Raw genomic sequence first — 18698 nt, 5'->3', positions numbered from 1 at the left:
ACTTATTCTGCTAATAAAATTTTAATGTCTTCCTGAATATCGCGTACTCCTTTTTTATCTAAACCGTCATAATAAATATTCGGATTCCCAAATTCGTCTTTTCTACAGCGAATATTTCCATTTTTATCAATCAAAGCAAACAAACCTGAATGTTCAAATCCACCGCTTACTTTATCATTTGCACCTGCATATAAATTGAATCCTTTGTTAGAAAGATCCATAATTACATCTCTATCGCCTGTTAAGAAATTCCAGTTTGAAGATTTTACACCAAGTAATTTTGCATGATCTTTTAAAACTTGTGGCGTATCATGTTTTGGGTCAATTGTCACAGAAACAATACCAAAGTTAGGATTTCCGAAAAATGTCTTTTCAATTTCTAACATACTCATATTCATCTTTGGACAAATTGAAGGACAAGTTGTAAAGAAAAATTCTAATACGTAAACTTTACCTTTGTAGTTTTCATTAGAAATCTTTTGATTGTCTTGATTAGTCAATTCAAATTTTGGAGCTGGACCAATCGTTAAAAGCTTTGTATCTTTTGAAGTTTTAGCTCCAACATTATCCAAGCGATTTCCTTTAACAACATCACCGTTTTTAACTCGGTCAACAATTTTAGGAATTGCGTAAATCCCAAAAATCAAAATGACAAAAGAGATTCCGATATATGATTTATTCTTAAACATTATAAATGAATTTTAAAGTTGCTTTGTAGCGTTATGATTTTTCTTTAAAGCTGCACGGTATTCATAAAGAATTATTTTAAAATCATCCAGCATTTCATTACTCAACTCTGATGGATGAAAAGTATCATAGCCTTCTTTATATTCTTCTTTATCTTTTCTCCCTCTCAGATTACGTTCTTTATCGATGATATAAACATTTGACGTACCAAGATGTTGATCTAATTTTTCTTTTAAGTGAAGCTGATCATAAAACTTTTGAATTTCTTCATTCGATGCAAATACGAAATTCCAGTTTTTAACATCCGTAAAAGGAGATAATGCATCAACGATTTTCTGAGCTTCATTTTCTGTTCCAAGCGGACAAAGAACTACAAATTGAAGATCTTCAAAACCATTATAGCGTTTATATATTTTTTCGTTTAAGTTGAAATAATTCCCTCGATTTTCTAAAATATTTGAACCTGCAAAACCAAGAACAGTAATTTTTTTATCCAATAAGACTTTTTTTCCATTTAGGGATTTCCAATTTCCAAAGTCGGCAACTTTTGGAGTTATTACAGGAAGTGTTGTAAAACTATTTACACCAGAAGCAAAAAATAAATACGCTACAATTGGAAGAACAAAAAGTATAAATAGAACTATATTTTTTTTCATTGTTTTAACGGAAATAATTGAGGTACAAAAATAAAAAAATCCCGATGTTATCGGGACTCTTTTCGAATTAATATCATGTTAAAAATTCCATTTAATAGTAGAATCTTTAAAAACCCCATAAATATAATGTCCTTCTGTTAACAGAATAAACAATAAATATAAAACTAGGAAGATAACAGGAGAAACTACAGACCATCTAAGGCTGCTTTTTTCACCTTCCATGTGCATAAATGCCCATACAATATAGTATGCTTTGAAAACTGTTAGGATATAGAAAATCCAGTTCAATAAATTCAAACCTATAAAATGCGTAAACTCTAATGATTCAGGCTTGTAGATACCTAAAATAACTTCTACTGTAGTTACTACTGAAAGTAATCCAAAAACAAACCAGATTCTTTTTGTATTTGATACGTGCTCGTGTGACATAATAATTAAATTCTAAAATTAAACTAGGTAGAAAACTGTAAATACAAATACCCAAACTAAATCTACGAAGTGCCAGTATAAACCAACTTTCTCTACCATTTCGTAGCTTCTTCTCTTCTCGTAAGTACCTAATAATACATTAAAGAAAATGATGATATTAATGATAACTCCTGAAAATACGTGGAATCCGTGGAAACCAGTAATAAAGAAGAAGAAATCAGCAAATAATTTATTACCGTATTCGTTTCTAATCAAGTTAGCTCCTTCTACAACATATTTAGCGCTCGCTAAGTGTGTTTCAGATTCTTCTCTAGACAAAACTGTTTTTTTCTTTTTATCTGTAAGTTTTTCTGTTCTGATTAATAATTCAGGATGAGCTTTAAATCCAGCTTGAACTTCAGCAACTGTATAAGTTGGAAGTGATTGAGCATCTTCCATAAACCAAGTAGAGTGGCTTCTAGTTAAAGCTTCTCTTTGTTCTGGCAATTTAACTGCAAAATCAGCTAAAGCAACTCTTTTTCCGTCTTTATCAACAAATTGAAGTAAACTTCCTCCAACAGTTTCAACTGCTCCATATTCTCCTTTAATGAAGTTTTTCCATTCCCAAGCTTGAGAACCAACGAAAATAAGACCTCCAATAATAGTTAAGAACATATAAATAGCAACTTTTGTCTTTTTCAATTGGTGTCCTGCATCAACAGCTAAAACCATTGTTACAGATGAAAAGATCAAAATAAAAGTCATTAATGCTACATAATACATTGGAGCCGCAACACCATGCATAAATGGAAAGTGAGTAAACACTTCATCAGCCAAAGGCCAAGTTTCAATAAATTTAAATCTAGAAAAACCGTAAGCTCCTAGAAATCCAGAGAATGTTAAGGCATCTGATACGATAAAAAACCACATCATCATTTTACCATAACTTGATCCTAGTGGCTGGATCTCATGACCGCCTCCCCAAGTTTTTTCGTCGTTGTTTGCAGTAGTAACTGTCGCTCCCATAAAAGATATTCGTTAAAAAGTTCCCAAATTTACGTTTTTTTCTTATTTAAAGAAAAATAAAAATAAAAATAAATACACCCACAATAAGTCTAAAAAGTGCCAATACATCGCACCTAGTTCTATACCAAGAGTTTGAGTCGAATTGTATTTTTGTTTAAAATGATTATAAATTATAATTAAAAGTGAAATTAATCCGCCAGCTAAGTGCAACAAGTGTGTAACCGTTACTACGTAAAGGAAAGTTGTAGTAATTGAACTACCTTGTCCTGTAAAATAATACCCTTGTCCAATGATTTGTTCAAATCCTTGAAATTGAAGTATCACAAACAGAATCCCTAAAGCCAAAGTTCCTAAAAGCAAACTTGTTACTGCGCTTCTATTATCTTTCTGAATGGCTTTTTTTGCCAAATGGAAAGTAACACTACAAGCAATAATCACAGCTGTACTCCAATAAAATGCAGAAGGAAGCTCAAAATTCTTCAACCAGTCTGCTCTTGACTTACTTACTACAAATGCGCTTGTTAATCCAGCAAACATCATAGTCATACTAACCATTGCAAAAAGGAGAATCAGTTTTGCTGATTTTGATTTTCTTGCTTTTTCTTCAGTTGTTGTTATCGTCATTTCCATAACTATCTTAAAAATTTATCTACAATATATACAATCTGCAAAAGCGAAATATAAGAAACACTTACCAACATTAGTGTTCTCGCTGCTTTTGCGGTTCTTAATTGATACAATTTTACAGCATAAAATAGCATCCAAATTCCTAAAAGAAAGACTAAAACTGCTGCAATTGGCGAAATAAGCAATTGTCCCGTAAAACCTAACACTGGTAAAAGTGATGCTATTATCAGCCAAACTGTATACAAAATAACCTGCAATGCAGTTCCTTTATCTTTTCTTCCAGTTGGCAACATAAAAATCCCTGCTTTCTCATAGTCTTCATACAAAAACCATCCAATGGACCAAAAATGTGGAAACTGCCAAAAAAATTGAATTAAAAAGAGTGTTCCTGCTTCAATACCAAATTCTCCTGTAGCAGCAACCCAGCCTAACATGAACGGAATTGCACCAGGAAACGCACCAACAAAAACAGATAACGAAGTAACTGTTTTCAATGGTGTATAAACACTTGTGTACAAGAATATGGAAATAGCAGCAAACATTGCTGACTTTGCATTTATTGTATAAAGTAATGCTATACCAATAATAGTCAGTAGACTAGCCACTAGCAATGCTATTTTAGGACTCATACGTCCTGATGGAACTGGACGATTTTTAGTACGATCCATTAAAGAATCAATATCTTTCTCAATTACCTGATTAAAAGCATTTGATGCTCCAACCATACAATATCCTCCAATAGACAAAACAATCAAAACAGTCCAACTAAATGGATGTTCAGAATCAACACCTAGTAAATATCCTGCTATAGATGAGAACAAAACACTAATAGCCAAGCCGGCTTTAGTAATCTCTTTAAAGTCTAGAAATATTGATTTGATTGATAATGTATTTTTTGCAGCGTTCAATATCGTTGATATTTTTGTATTTTTTTTTGAGTGGTGCAAATGTACAAATTAGATTGTAGAATTTAGACCTATAATTTTAGATTTTTTTCAATAAAACCTTTACAAACCAAGATCTCAACATTCTTTAACACTATTATTTCGAAAAATCTTATTAAAAATCCTAGTAATCAAAATACCAATTAAAAATATCTGATCTCAAACCGATACTAAACCATGTTGTACTTTGTTTAAATGTAGATGCAGTTTCTTGTGTAGGATCAAAATTTCTATAAATAAGACTTCCAAATAATTTCAAATTAGTCATCGGATTAATCAAATAACCTCCCTGAATATCTGCAATAAAAACACTTGTTTTATTTCCCTGCCCAACTTTTACACCAGTATCGTATGGACGGTTTTCATCATAACTTTTATAAATATTTCCACCATAATTATAAGAATCCTCAGCCGTATCAAAATCCAAACCTCTAGTTCCCATTGTGAATTTTGCATCTCCAAAAATTCTACCTTTATGATAGCGTCCAATTAAAATAAGCTCTTTAAAATTACCACCCCACTGATGCCCAACACTTTGATTATTATGCCCATAATTAGTAATCACTGCGCTATGCGAATAAACATAAGGTCTCACATGATTAAACTCCACTTGAATTAATAAATCTTTCACATCAAATGCATTAAAGTATTTTGCCCCAAGCTGAAATCCAAATTTATTTTTCCAGCTCTTATTTCCAGCTCCAACATCAGAAACCGAAAATTCGTCGATCAAAAATTGCGAATATAAATTGATACTGTTGTTCCACTTATATTTTCCTGTAATTCCCAAAAGAGCATTTCCGCTTCTAGAAGAAGAACCGAATTCTACTGCACGGTAAAAAATAATCGGATTTACAAAATTGATATCAAAACCTCTATTATTTGTATCAGTCCAAACTACCGATTCAAAGAAACCTAAATTCAATCTATTCGAAACATTCCAGCTTAAATAATGATTCGCCATAAATTTAGTTGCATATGTTCTATCAACAGTTACATCTGGACGAACATCTTTCAACCACATATAGGTATTAGTATATTTTATCTTCCAAAATTTGGTGTTAATTTTAAAGTAAGGATACGGACTTGCTCCATCTCCCTCTAAAAGAGAACGATAACCGTCTCCAATAAAATTCCTTCCGTAGCCCAATTGCAAATCAAAGATTTTACTTGGCGTGTATGTTATGTTAGCTTCCGCTAAAGGAAAATCATAAGCATCTGTTTTAAAACCTTTTGCAATTCCAATTCCTGGAATTATTGCAGGGTTTCCTCCAGAAGGCTTTATAGATTCTGCATAATCATTAAAATAACCTGCAAATCTTCCTTGGCTTTCAAAAAATGTTGTTGTAAAATTAATTTGTTTACCTAATCCCCCTCTAAAATTCAATGCTCTTGTATTGACGTAAGTATAAGATGCATCAATATCTGAAGCTTTACCCAATTGCAAATCAACAATTGGATTTAAAGAAAACCAATATCCTTCGCCTTGGATCTGAACCATGTTTTCATTCCACCATTTTCTCCCCAACCAACTCGAAACATTTTTCTGCAGAGATTGATTAACTGCTTTCAAATTATAATATTTCGAAACCTCTTCATAAGTATATGGCTTCGAAGCAGTATGATTATTACTTCCAACCTGATTCATTGCACCATCAAATTGGGCGTAATAGCTATGTGAAAATGGAATATTTAAATGACTATCAAATTCTGGATTATTATATTTTTTATAAACAATACTGTCCAATTCTGTCATTGGTTTTTCAATTGGTTTCAAAATCTCTGCCGCCGCCAAAGCTTCGGCAGCAATTTGTTCTGAACTTTTTAAAGGTATGTCAATTGAAATAGTGTATTTGGAATAGGTTGGTTTTCCATTATAAGTTGATGGCTTAATTTTTGGAAACTTTCCAAAAACACGTTTTGCTTCTTCTGATAATTCTTCGCTTGCAGCTGAAACATAAATTACCTTAAACTCACCTGTCGCATCAACCTCGAAAAGAACTTTTACTTCTCCTTTATATTTTTTTTCCTTTAAATTTTCAGGAATTTGAAAATTACTAAAAACAAAATCTTGAACTTCTTTATAGAAACAATTCTCTAATTTTTTGCCATCTAAATTTTCACAATTTAGAAAAACAGGAAACATCTCAGCAGTAAAACTCGGCCGAATTGAAGAATCGCCATTTTGTTGTGCGGAAACATTTAAAAACAAAAAAATTAAACCAAGGGATAGAAAAAACTTATTCACTAAAATACCGGTATTTATTTAATATTGATTTGGGGAAATTTGTCCGTTTGCAATTGCTTTTGCAGCCGAAGTGCCAATTCGCTGCACTCCTAAATTAATCATTTCTACTGCTTCTTCAAACGAACGGACACCACCTGCTGCTTTTACAGGCAAAGGCGATGCATTTTCAAGCATAATAATTATAGACGACGCCGTTGCTCCATTCGGCTGTCCATTTTCTGTTTTGTAAAATCCGGTTGACGATTTAACAAACACAGAAGAAAAATCTTCTTCATCAAAATGAGACACCACGACATTTTTAATCAAAGCAGATAATTGTATGATTTCTTTATCAGTTAAAGCGGCTACTTCAATAATCCATTTTACTGTTTTATTATGAGCCAAACCAATCTGGGTTCCAATTAAGATTTCGTTTTTTACCAAATCTATTTCTCCATTTTTAAAAGCTTCGTAATTACAAACAAAATCTAAATCATCAGCTCCATTTGTAATGGCTTCATTCGCTTCTTTTATCTTGGTTTCTAAGTTTGATTTTCCTTCTGGAAAATCGATTACAGTTCCAACTAACAAAATAGATTTCGCTTCTGCAATCATTTCTTTAGCCATTGCTACAAATTCTGGACGAATCATAACCAATTTAAATTCTTCTTTAATTGCTTCAACGATTACATTTTTAACCACCAAAGCATTTTCTGCATCTGACAAACCTGCCTGAGATGCTGTTTTTAAATACGTAGAATCTAAATATTGTTTTACATTCATAATGATTGAAATTGCAGAAAACCAGCACAAAAGTACATTTTATATTCAAAAAACACAGCTTTTAAAAGGTTGAATTTGCTGTATAAAAAAACCCACCGAAGTGGGTTTTGTATCATATCCTATTGATTTGTCTTCTAAACGCAATTGCCGAAAAAACAGCTACAACCGCGCCAAGTGCATTTGCTAAAATGTCAGAAACATCAGCAGCCCTTGTAACAGTAATGGCATTCTGCAAAATTTCAATTGTAATTCCGAAAAAAACAGAAAAAATAAAGGAAATTAAATACGCTTTAAAATCTTCTGATTCTTTCCCTTTCAATTCTTTTTTGAAAAACAAAATCCAAGAAATTGTAAATCCAAAATGAAAGCAGAAATGTACAATTTTATCAATACTTGGAAAATTAACTACCGGAATATTGCCAGAATCTGTTAGACAAAAATACGCAATAATTCCAGAGCAGATAATTGCCCAAATTAACAGCAGTTGTTTAGGCACCGATCAAATCTTTATAAGCTTCATCAGATAATAACGAATCAATTTCTGATGCATCAGCAATTTTAATTTTAATCATCCATCCTGCTCCGTAAGGATCAGAATTTACAGTTTCTGGAGCACTTTCTAAATCTTCATTAAAAGCAATGATTTCACCTGTTAATGGTAAAAATAAATCTGAAACTGTTTTTACAGCTTCAACAGTTCCAAAAACCTCATCTTTTGAAAGTGTCTGATCTAAAGTTTCTACCTCAACATACACGATATCCCCTAACTCTTTTTGTGCAAAATGAGTAATTCCTACAGTCGCAACATCTCCTTCGATGCTAACCCATTCGTGATCTTTTGTGTACTTTAAATTTGCTGGTATGCTCATAATAGTATGTTTGAAAATTGATAATTTAAAATTTAAGCCACAAATGTAATAATCTTCTAATGAAATCTAGTTTAGAAACCAAAAATTAATTTCCAAAATTATAACGAAGTGTGAAACCTGATCTGATATTCGTTAAAGGAAATGAAGTTGAAATAACTGCTTTCGAAAACGAATGATCATAATAAAATATTGCCGTCAAGTTTTTACTGAAAGCATAATCAGCTGTTAACTTTAATGTCCAAATATTCTGTCCTGCCGCTAGCTGATTATTATCGTAATCTAAATAACGAACCAAGGTTTCATTATTTCTAAATGAAAAATCTGCTTTTATATTAATATCACTTTTGATAATTCCTGTTGGATTATCTGCAAGTCGCGAGGAAATAATTACATCCTTAAAACGATATCCTAACCCAACTACATACTCTATTCCTTTTACTTCTGTCAATAAATTATTATCAAAACTCATTGATAAAGCTCGGTCTTTCTTAATTTCAGTCAACAGTCGAAGCGAGCTTTTCAACTCAAAATCAACTCTAATAAGTGGACTAAACTGTTCTACCAAGTTGACATTCGACATTACTGTTTTATTGTAGAAATTTGAATTTACGTCTTGTCCGTTTGGATTTTCAAGATAATCAAAATTCGACCTAAACTGGCTAACTGTGTAAGAAGCTCTATAATTGTGTTGCAAAGAAAAACGCTTAAAGTGATCTTTAAAATACTTATAACGCATTAATCCATTATATTTTATCGACCAATTTGGAATAGGGAAATTCCTAAAAATGCCTGTTGACACATTGGAAGCGTCACCTCCTGTATAAGCCGCTAAAAATGCAGGAAGCAGTACCGCCTGATTACTTTTGCTATAACCAATTGGATAACCATCATTAGCCTGAATTAATTTTCTTTCGGTATTATTAGGATTCGCAATATTATCTACTGGCACTGAAGTGTCTTCTGGAGGCAGGGTCGAGGCATCGTATCTCGGAATTGGCATTCCTGGCCCATAATGTTCTTCAGCCAAACGATTTGCGATTACTAAACGATTATTCCTAAAATCATCAAAAGCTGCCGATTGCATCTCATTACTAGTTGAAAAAGCTGTTTTTATTAATACTGTCGAAATAGAGAACATCCCATACGTATAAGGAGACAACGGTTGATAACTCAAATTTCCGATAGTATCTCTAACAACACTATATTGTTCTGAAGAATTTTGCGAATAAGAACGATCCATTGACAAATCAACTTTCAAATCAGGAAGAACATCAAGATTAGCAGTTACTTTTAAAAGCTTACTATTTACTTGCGAGAAGTTTTGATTAAAATTTTGATAATCGGTCAACCAGCCATTTTTAGCAGCTTCGTAACGAATATCATCTTGACTACCAAAAACAAATCCTAACGATGGTTTAGACGTTCCAAAGAAACCAACTCCTGGTATATAACCTGGTAAAACCGTTCCGCTGTTTTCAGTATAATTAATTTGAACATTTTTAACACTAGTCAAAACTCCAATTAAACCATCATAAAAAGGGCTTTTGCTTACAGTTGGTTTAGCCGTGTTTACAATTTTCTCTCCTGGTTTTGGCGGTGCAACTGGCTTTGCCTTAGCAGGTTTACCTCCAGGTGTTAAACCTAAATATTTATAAAGCAAATTCATGTTTAACGTTGCCGCAAACGTGTTTGAATTGGCATTCTGAATCGTATTACCTAAATTCCACGTTGTATCATCTTCTACATATTGAGAAAATGCGGTAGAAGATCGCTGCCAGTTATAATCTGCAGTATACGAATAGTTTGCTTTTATAAAACTAAAAATTGGAATTTTATTAATTGGAATATCATAATTTACAATCAACTGTTGCAAATGCTGATTTGGCGTTCCGATATCAAAATAGTCGTCCCAAATATTAAAATCTTCTTTAGGCGTGTTGTCATCATTCAAAAAGTTTCTCACAATATTATTGGAAGCGGCAGTATAATTTAATTTCAATGATTTTGTCAAATTAAATCCAAAACCGTATTGATAATTAAATGCAAAATTCCTTCTATAAAGCGGGTCTAAACCAATTCCTTCTACAGACTCAACCTGTCTGTATTGCTGGCGATTACTTTGTCTTAAAATATTACTGTTAAAAGAAATATTGGATGGTAAATAATTAAAATTTAAATCACTTAACATTTTCCAATAATCACTTTTTTTCATGAATTGGTTGTTTTTAAACGGAACAACTTCTTTAGGCTGGAAAGTATAAGCATAATTAACAGCCGTATTTGATTGTTCATCGTTATAATTTTCCACCTCGTAATCATGTCGTTCTACTTGATTGTAAGATTGTGAGAACGTAAAATTCTCCACATCATAAACGTGAGGTTTTTGTTCTAATGCTCTATCTTTTCGTACTCCGATAAAGTTAATACTCTTACGTTTTGTGTAATCTACAGCACGAGTTCTAATATTATCTTTTTCAGCTGGATCCGTAGTTTCAGCAATTAATTGGCTAAGTTTAATATCTTGATTGAATGGATCATATTCTGGCGTAATAACTTCCTCTCCAATAGCATAATTAAACGGAAGATTAATTCCCCATTTTTTAGGAAGTAATTTTCCTAAATTCATGTTAGTAACAATATTATATTGTTGAATATCTTCTCTATCTCTTTCATTTGCACCTTGTTCCAGAGAACCAAAACCTATTGTGCTCTTTTTTCCAGAAGCAGATAACGTTGCAAAATCAGCCATATTGGTATCTATATTCAATAGAGCCGCCATACCACCTTTGTTCTCAAGATCAGACATACGAAGCTCATTGAACCAAACCTCTCCTTTTATGTTTTTATGTTCAGCTGTACTTTTTACACCGACCATTAAGTTTCGGACCAAACCAAAATTAGGATTTCCTTTTATACCTAATCTCAATTTAGTATCACCATCACCGTCACTTGCATCAGGATCATCATCAGGGTAATAAATACCATTAATATCTCTTTTTGAAGAAGTAGGATCTATCGTCATGGCCTTAATTTTCATTGCTGTTAACAAAGACAATGCAAGATCAATATTATTTTGATCCAACCAAACCTGATCTGGACTAATTGTACAAGATCCACCAGTTGGTGTTACTTTTAATGGAATTTCAATTTGATAGAAATTTTGTGTAAAATCGTTACCGAAACGAATAAATCCAACCATTTCATCATTTTCAAGCTGAGTTTCATAAGGAAGTGATTCTGCATGTAGGAACATTTTCAGTTTCTTGTACTGACGCATATCTACACTCACATTTTTGAAAACAGCTCTCGAGTCACGATATTCTAATCCTGTACCACCAATTCTTACTGCTAAAGATTGTTCATTTTGATTAATAATCGTATTATTATTGTAAAGTTGCTCTCTTTGAACTCCCGGCGGGATAACATAATTTACTGGACATTTTGTTCCATTCTCTTGAATATTAACTGCTGCCACATCAAATTCTGTTCCGTCATCATCAGGAGTTGTATCGTTTGCATCTAGTGTTCCTGTATATCTTCTCCACTCTCCTCGTACCAAATCTAAAGCTCCAAAACGAACCGTCATTTGATCATTAAATCCAGTCATGAACATTCTCATAAAACGAATCGATCTAAAATCGGTAATATTACCAATCGTATTTTTAGGCTGAGAAACTGGAATTTTAAATTGAATCCATCTTGCACGCGTAGTCGATCCGTTTGGCAATTCAACATTTCCGATATCTTCTGGTTCACGAATGTCAGTAATGTAGTTTTCTCCAATCTGCATTCCCGGTCTCATTTCAATGCTATATTCATAATAAGCATTAATAGTACTCATGGTGTTGTCACGATTGATATCTTCAACATCAGGAAGCGTCGTAGAACCGCGATTTGGATCATCTACACTAACTGCTGAGTTATTTTCTGTACCGTTGTAATTTTTATAACGATTTAGAACACCTCCGTCAGTATTTAAATAATACGTATAGTCATCTGCAGCTGGGTCATTTTCAGCAGCATAGTTCGTGTAAACCGCACCTTCTCTAGAACTTGGAAGACCATCTAAACCAACATCTTGATTTTTACGATTTTCCGGATTGGTATCAAATGCATAAATCAAAGATTGAGATGCTGGAACATCTCCCCATTGTGGTTGCGGATTTACCATAATTTGACCTGGCCCTAATCCGTTTTCATATTGCTTTCTTTCGTCTTTTAATATATCTTCCGAAATTTCTCCTAGGTTAAAATAGATTTTTCCTGTATTACTTGCTTGTGCTTCTCCATTTCCTACGTACGGGTCAAGCACCCAAAACTGAATATATTCTACGTTTCCTTGTTCAAAATTTGTTGAATTCAAAGCACGCATAATACCTCCAAAATTTGTAGAAGGATTGGTTAATGAAAAGTCCGGATTATTATTGTAAGGTCCTCTATCTGATGGATAGTATGATAAATCAAGTGTATTTATAACTTGAATTTGTCCTTGAGCGATATCTGTATTCGGATAAAGTTCTCTACTGTAAATTCTTCTTGTTGTATTGAACGACAAATCATCATTTGAAATCCCTGATGGTTTCGATGTGTAAAAGATAGGGTCAATAGTATACCAAGCTAATTTTGCACGTTTAAACCCGTATGCTAATGTATTTGAACCTGCGTTAAAAGTATTATCTGTTGCTGAATTGATAAACGGTGTTGAAGCCAAACTCCAAGCATAAGCAGATCGCATATCTATTGTTGTTTGCGAACCTTCAAAGTCGTCTATGTAAATAGTTGCTTCTCCTTCAAAATCACTAGCTTTTGGGGCGTCTGGTTTTAAAAAGGCAACCTCTCCTCGAATAGAAAGATTAGAAGGAACATCGGTATCGATGTTTGGAAGTTTATTAGCCAATCTTGTCAAAAATGGAACTTCGGTTGCATAATTTCCGTTGAAACCAAAAATAGTATTGTTTACAGATTCTTGTCCGTAACTAGATTTTTGTGTAAAAGGACGTTCTGTCATTTTTAAGAAAGTTCCTCCGACAACGAATTTATCTGAAATTTTATGTTCAACATTTAATCCCATAAATCTTCTGGTCTGCTGTCCGAAGATTGAATTGTTTTCTAAAGAAACTTCAATTGGTGTATTTGAAGCTTGAAGTGAAGCATCTAGAATCTGAACTCTTCCTAATTGATAATCGACACTATAGTCAATTCCTTCAACTAAAACTCTTCCCGCAGCTGTAACAACGACAGATCCTTGAGGAACGTTAAATGCTCCGATAGGAATACCGTTACTACCCGAAGATTTGTATTTTCCTCTTAATAAGAATTTATTTTTATCACTATCTTGTAAAGCACCTGCTTGTGTGCTTCTATACATAGTTCGGAATACATATTTACGCTGATTTGCATTATATGTCGCTGGATCGTTATAGTTTTCTCCTGATCCTGTATTTAATTTTCTAAATAAAAGCTCTCCAAAAGGTTCTTTCGTCGTGAAAATGATTCGGGCATTTTGAACGTCTACAGTTACTCCAGGAACATAATCGAAGAAACCATCTCCTCCAGTCTGTGGATCATTGTTATAATTTAAACGATCTAAATTAAACACATTTAATAAAGGTGTATTTTCTACCACATCATTTGGAGCAGGGTTTGGCGGAAAAGTACTTCCTGTTGCAGGCGTGATATAATTTATTGGTGAAGGATCTGTATAAAGAATGTTTAGTCTAAAATCTTCTTGCTTAATTTGATAAGCTTGTGGAATTTGATAAACGTTTTTCATCATCAAATTCCAAACTGGATTGTTAACGTTTGTCAAACTGCTTTTCAGCATTTTTAAAACTAAACTTTGCGTAACAATTGCTTGATTTCCGTTAGTATTATTTCCTGTAACTAACGTTGCATCTACACCATCACTTCCAAATTCTCCAACTTGGTATACTTTACCTCCAACAGTATATTCAAAAGCAACTGCCAAAATTTCGTCATTTGCTAAACGTTGCTGTAACGAGATATATCCTAATTGTGGATTAAAAGTATATTCTTGAGTGGTTAATTTTCTAGCATTTTCTAAGATTGAATAATCCGTACCTTCTGCTACGTTTGCATTATTAAATCCTGTTTTTGCTGTAACAATTTCTCTAATATTATTATTCAGATAACTGTCTCCTTTGCCAATTGACGCAGGATCATATTTATTATTTGTATTATCTGTTGGAGAATCTAGAGTATTAGGATTAAAAAATCCTGTTGGATTAGTAATTACAACTACTTCATTATCGGGAACTCCTGAAATCTGAGCTTCTCCCAAATCCTGAAGTGCGATAATATTTCTTAAATTGTTATTATTAGTAGTAACTCTGTTTTGCTTATTGGTTACCCAAACTTCAATTCTAGTTACCTGAACTCGGCTATCGATTAAAGGATAATTTCGTAAAGACGCATCATACTTATTTCTAAAATATTGAGACAAGAAGAAATGTCGATCATTATCATAATCTAAAGCAAACAAATCAAAGTTTTGAACTGTTCCTCCACTTTCTGCGACTATACTTTTGGTTTGAGATTTCTGTTCTGAGAAAACTCCCGTAATTGTTGTTTTACCAAATTGCAATTGTGTCTTAACTCCAAATAAACTTTGTGCACCTCGAATCAAGGTACTATTTAATGGCATGCTAACATTACCAACCTCAACTTTCTGAACAATATCATCTTCTGAAGGCGTATAAGCAAGTTTAAATAAGTTTTGAAAAGCAAATGTTGATTGGGTATCGTAATTGGCATTAACTTCAAGACGAGTTCCAATTTTACCCATCAAACTCATACTGATTCTTTGATCGAAGTCGAAAGTAAGACTAGATCTATTTCTTGGAGAGAAAGAAGGATTGTCTTGTTTTGTATACCTTAAACCTAAGTCCATTTCAACTGATCCTGTAGGTTTTACATCTATGGTATTACTTCCAAAGATGCTTTCAAACAAACTTGAATTTACATAATATCTTGGAAGCAAATCTTTCTTGGCCGCTTCTGCGCCAGTTTTTTTACCATCGATTGCATCAGATTTTTTTCTAAAATAATTCCTTCTAGATTCTTTTAGAAGTAGATCTTCATATTCTCTTGGAGTTAAAATCAGCGGATAGTTTATAGAAACGCCCTCTGCCGAATTGGTGTAAATATAACGATCGGTAATAGGATCATATCGGTAAGCCGACATTACACTTGGAGGATCTTCAAGCTCAATTTTACCAACTGAAAACTGAGTTTTAGTTGTATCTTGAGTTGGCGGATTTACCTGCGCACGCAAAACTGTACCACAGAGCAAAACCAGCAACAAAATACAAATTTTACGCATAGAATTCTTTTATATAAAATGAATTTATAAGCTTTTTAAAGCCTTTTTGATGATTGTTTCTACAGTAGCTTCTGGATCTTCTTTTACAATCTTTTCAACTACTTTTTCAGAAGCTTTTCGAACAAAACCTAATACTTCTAGAGCAGATAACGCTTCATCTCGATTTCTATTGTTTTGAACAGCAAAAACTTCGTCCAAATCATATAATTTAACAACTTTATCCTTTAAATCAAGTATAACTCTTTGTGCTGTTTTGTTCCCTATCCCTTTGATAGACTGTATTAAACCAACATCTCCAGATGCAATGGCATTAATAATTTGTTTTGGTTCTATCGACGAAAGCATCGTTCGAGCTATTCCTGCTCCAATTCCTGAAACGGAAATTAGCATTCTGAAAATTTCTCTTTCTGATTTTTCGGCAAAACCATATAAAGTATGCGCATCTTCTTTAATTTGAAGATGCGTATACAGTTTTATATTTTCAGAATTTGGAATTAAGGAGAAGGTATGCAGGGATATATTTACCTGATAACCAACACCTCCACAATCAATTACAACCTCTGTAGGATTTTTTTCTACTAATTTGCCTTGCAAATGTGCTATCATAAATGTAATTTCTTAGTATCAAATATAACAAAAATGCCATAAAACTACGACAAATTTGCCCAATCCTTTTAGAACGCTTATTGTGCTATTTTATTCTTTTTACTTTCTTTTTCTTGCGCATCAATTACTGCAATGGCAGCCATATTGACCATTTCTTCTACGCTTGCACCTAATTGGAAAATGTGAACTGGTTTCCCCATACCCATCATAATTGGTCCAATAGAATTCACTTTGTACAATTCTTTTAACAATTTGTAAGTGATATTTGCAGATTCAAGATTAGGAAAAATCAAAGTATTTACTTTTTTACCAGCCAGTTTTGAGAATGGGAATTTCTCTTCAAGCATTTCTTGATTTAAAGCAAAATCTGCCTGAATCTCTCCATCAACAATCATTTCTGGGTGATTTTTGTGTAAATAAGCAACTGCTTCTCTAACTTTTGAAGCGCTTTCGCTAGTTGAAGAACCAAAGTTTGAGAAAGAAACCATTGCAATAACAGGCTCAATTCCGAACATTCTTGCCGTTTTAGAAGTCATAATTGCAATATTAACCAAATCTTGTGCAGATGGATTAATGTTGATTGCAGTGTCTGATAAAAACATTGGCCCGCGTGAAGTTAGCATCATGTTTGCCGTTGCAATAAGAGATGCATTTTGTGCCTTCGGAATTAATTGCATCATCGGTTTCACAACAGAAGGATAACTCCTTGAATGTCCAGTAACAACAGCATCTGCTTCGCCTTCATTAACCATCATAGCTGCAAAATAGTTTCTTTCGCGCATGAACTTTTCGGCATCTAATTTAGAAACTCCTCTTCGTCCTCTTGTTTCCCAAAATGATTTTGCAAATCGGTTACGTCTTTCTGCTTCTTCATCAGTTTTAGGATCAATGATTTCAAGGTCTGCATCAAAACCTAACTCTTCTTTTAGTTCTAAAATCTGCTCTTTGTTTCCTAATAAAATTGGGAATCCAATTCCATCTTCATAAACAATTTGAGCTGCTTTTAATACATTTAATTGGTCTGCTTCTGCAAAAACAATTTTCTTTGGATCTAATTTTGCACGGTTTGTAATTAAACGCACCATTTTATTATCATTACCCATGCGCTCACGAAGTTTATCTTCATAAGCAACCCAGTCTGTAATAGGATTTTTTGCTACTCCAGATTCCATTGCAGCTTTTGCAACTGCAGGTGCCACAACGGTAATCAATCTAGGATCGAATGGTTTTGGAATAATATATTCTTGTCCGAAACCTAATTTTGTAGCTCCGTAAGCAACGTTAACCTGCTCTGGAACTGGTTCTTTTGCTAAAATGGCCAAAGCTTTTACAGCCGCCATTTTCATTTCTTCGTTAATTTTTCTTGCTCTAACGTCTAACGCTCCTCTAAAAATATATGGAAAACCTAAAACGTTGTTTACCTGATTAGGAAAATCTGAACGTCCTGTCGCCATAATAACATCTTTACGAGTTTCGACAGCAAGATTATAATCGATTTCTGGATTTGGATTTGCCATTGCAAAAACAATTGGGCTTTTTTCCATAGAAAGCAACATTTCTGGAGAAAGAATATTTCCCGAAGAAAGTCCGATGAAAACATCTGCTCCTTTTACAGCTTCTGCCAAATCTATTTTTGCGCCATCAATTGCATATTTCAATTGAAGATCTGAAAGCGAAGGATTATCTTTTGTTAAAAGTCCTTTACTATTAAACATTAAAATGTTTTCAACTTTTACTCCTAAAGAAACATATAAATCTGTACAAGCAATTGCTGCCGATCCTGCTCCTGAAACTACCATTTTTACATCTTCGGCTTTTTTTCCTGCCAATTCTAATGCATTGATTAAAGCTGCAGAAGAAATAATTGCTGTTCCATGCTGGTCATCGTGCATTACTGGAATATCCAATTCTTCGATTAATCTTCTTTCTATTTCAAAAGATTCAGGAGCTTTGATATCCTCAAGATTGATTCCACCAAAAGTTGGAGCAATATTTTTTACAGTTTGAATAAATTCTTCAACATTTTTAGTATCTACTTCAATGTCGAAAACATCAATATCAGAGAAAATTTTAAACAATAAACCTTTTCCTTCCATAACAGGTTTTCCTGCTTCTGGACCAATATCTCCAAGTCCTAAAACTGCTGTACCGTTTGAAATTACGGCTACTAAATTTCCTTTTGCTGTATATTTATAAACGTCTTCAATGTTTTCTGCAATTGCTAAACATGGTTCTGCAACTCCTGGCGAATAAGCCAATGATAAGTCTCTCTGGGTTGCATATTTTTTTGTTGGAACTACCTGAATTTTTCCTGGAGTCGGTTCTGAATGGTACAGTAACGCTTCTCTTTTTTTACTCTCTTTATTCATTATTTTAGCTTTTATTCTAGCTTACAAAGATATAAGTCTTGTTGGAAAAAGGAGTCTTTTTAATACTTTCTTTTCTGAAAATCCATTTTCAGAAATAAAAAAAGTCCAATAGAAATTGGACTCGTTTTAAATTTTTATTGTTTTTATTTCCTTT

At 33.2% G+C, this 18698-nt stretch carries 13 protein-coding genes; all 13 read right to left on the bottom strand.

Features of this window, described 5'->3' with window-relative positions; translation table 11 throughout:
- Positions 1 to 2: 2 nt before the first annotated feature.
- Complete coding sequence (locus HNP35_RS05650; RefSeq protein WP_184157811.1) at positions 3 to 689, bottom strand: SCO family protein; 687 nt, start codon at positions 687 to 689, stop codon at positions 3 to 5.
- Between the two features lie 12 nt (positions 690 to 701).
- The gene (locus HNP35_RS05645; protein WP_184157812.1) at positions 702 to 1343 is read right to left on the bottom strand and encodes a hypothetical protein; all 642 of its coding nucleotides are present in this window, start codon (positions 1341 to 1343) and stop codon (positions 702 to 704) included.
- Between the two features lie 78 nt (positions 1344 to 1421).
- Entirely contained in the window at positions 1422 to 1772 is a 351-nt protein-coding gene (locus HNP35_RS05640) for a cytochrome C oxidase subunit IV family protein (RefSeq protein WP_184157813.1), read from the bottom strand.
- Between the two features lie 18 nt (positions 1773 to 1790).
- Positions 1791 to 2777: a cytochrome c oxidase subunit 3 gene (locus tag HNP35_RS05635; protein WP_184157814.1), complete on the bottom strand. Its 987-nt coding sequence runs from the start codon at positions 2775 to 2777 to the stop codon at positions 1791 to 1793.
- Between the two features lie 42 nt (positions 2778 to 2819).
- Positions 2820 to 3407, bottom strand: coding sequence for a cytochrome c oxidase subunit 3 (locus tag HNP35_RS05630; RefSeq protein WP_184157815.1), 588 nt, complete (start codon positions 3405 to 3407; stop codon positions 2820 to 2822).
- Between the two features lie 2 nt (positions 3408 to 3409).
- Positions 3410 to 4312, bottom strand: coding sequence for a heme o synthase (cyoE, locus tag HNP35_RS05625; protein ID WP_184157816.1), 903 nt, complete (start codon positions 4310 to 4312; stop codon positions 3410 to 3412).
- Positions 4313 to 4472: 160 nt separating this feature from the next.
- Positions 4473 to 6596: an energy transducer TonB gene (locus tag HNP35_RS05620; protein ID WP_184157817.1), complete on the bottom strand. Its 2124-nt coding sequence runs from the start codon at positions 6594 to 6596 to the stop codon at positions 4473 to 4475.
- A gap of 18 nt (positions 6597 to 6614) precedes the next feature.
- Entirely contained in the window at positions 6615 to 7358 is a 744-nt protein-coding gene (gene deoC / locus HNP35_RS05615; protein WP_184157818.1) for a deoxyribose-phosphate aldolase, read from the bottom strand.
- A 112-nt stretch (positions 7359 to 7470) separates the two neighbouring features.
- Positions 7471 to 7854 (bottom strand): VanZ family protein, encoded by a 384-nt coding sequence (locus HNP35_RS05610; protein WP_184157819.1) that lies wholly within the window; start codon positions 7852 to 7854, stop codon positions 7471 to 7473.
- A complete protein-coding gene (gcvH, locus tag HNP35_RS05605) occupies positions 7847 to 8227 on the bottom strand; it encodes a glycine cleavage system protein GcvH (RefSeq protein ID WP_144215462.1) in 381 nt (126 codons plus the stop codon). Before gcvH ends, HNP35_RS05610 begins: the two co-directional genes overlap by 8 nt.
- Before the next feature lie 85 nt (positions 8228 to 8312).
- Entirely contained in the window at positions 8313 to 15569 is a 7257-nt protein-coding gene (gene sprA / locus HNP35_RS05600) for a cell surface protein SprA (protein WP_184157820.1), read from the bottom strand.
- Positions 15570 to 15593: 24 nt separating this feature from the next.
- On the bottom strand, positions 15594 to 16175 hold the full coding sequence (ruvA, locus tag HNP35_RS05595) for a Holliday junction branch migration protein RuvA (protein ID WP_184157821.1): 582 nt from the start codon (positions 16173 to 16175) through the stop codon (positions 15594 to 15596).
- Between the two features lie 77 nt (positions 16176 to 16252).
- Positions 16253 to 18544 carry an NADP-dependent malic enzyme gene (locus HNP35_RS05590; protein ID WP_184157822.1) on the bottom strand — a complete coding sequence of 764 codons (2292 nt, stop codon included), beginning with the start codon at positions 18542 to 18544 and terminating at the stop codon, positions 16253 to 16255.
- Between the last annotated feature and the right edge of the window lie 154 nt (positions 18545 to 18698).

Source organism: Flavobacterium notoginsengisoli, from assembly GCF_014207905.1.
Lineage (GTDB): Bacteria > Bacteroidota > Bacteroidia > Flavobacteriales > Flavobacteriaceae > Flavobacterium > Flavobacterium notoginsengisoli_A.
Note: the sequence above shows the minus strand (reverse complement) of the source record. Positions and strands in the feature narration are given on the sequence as shown.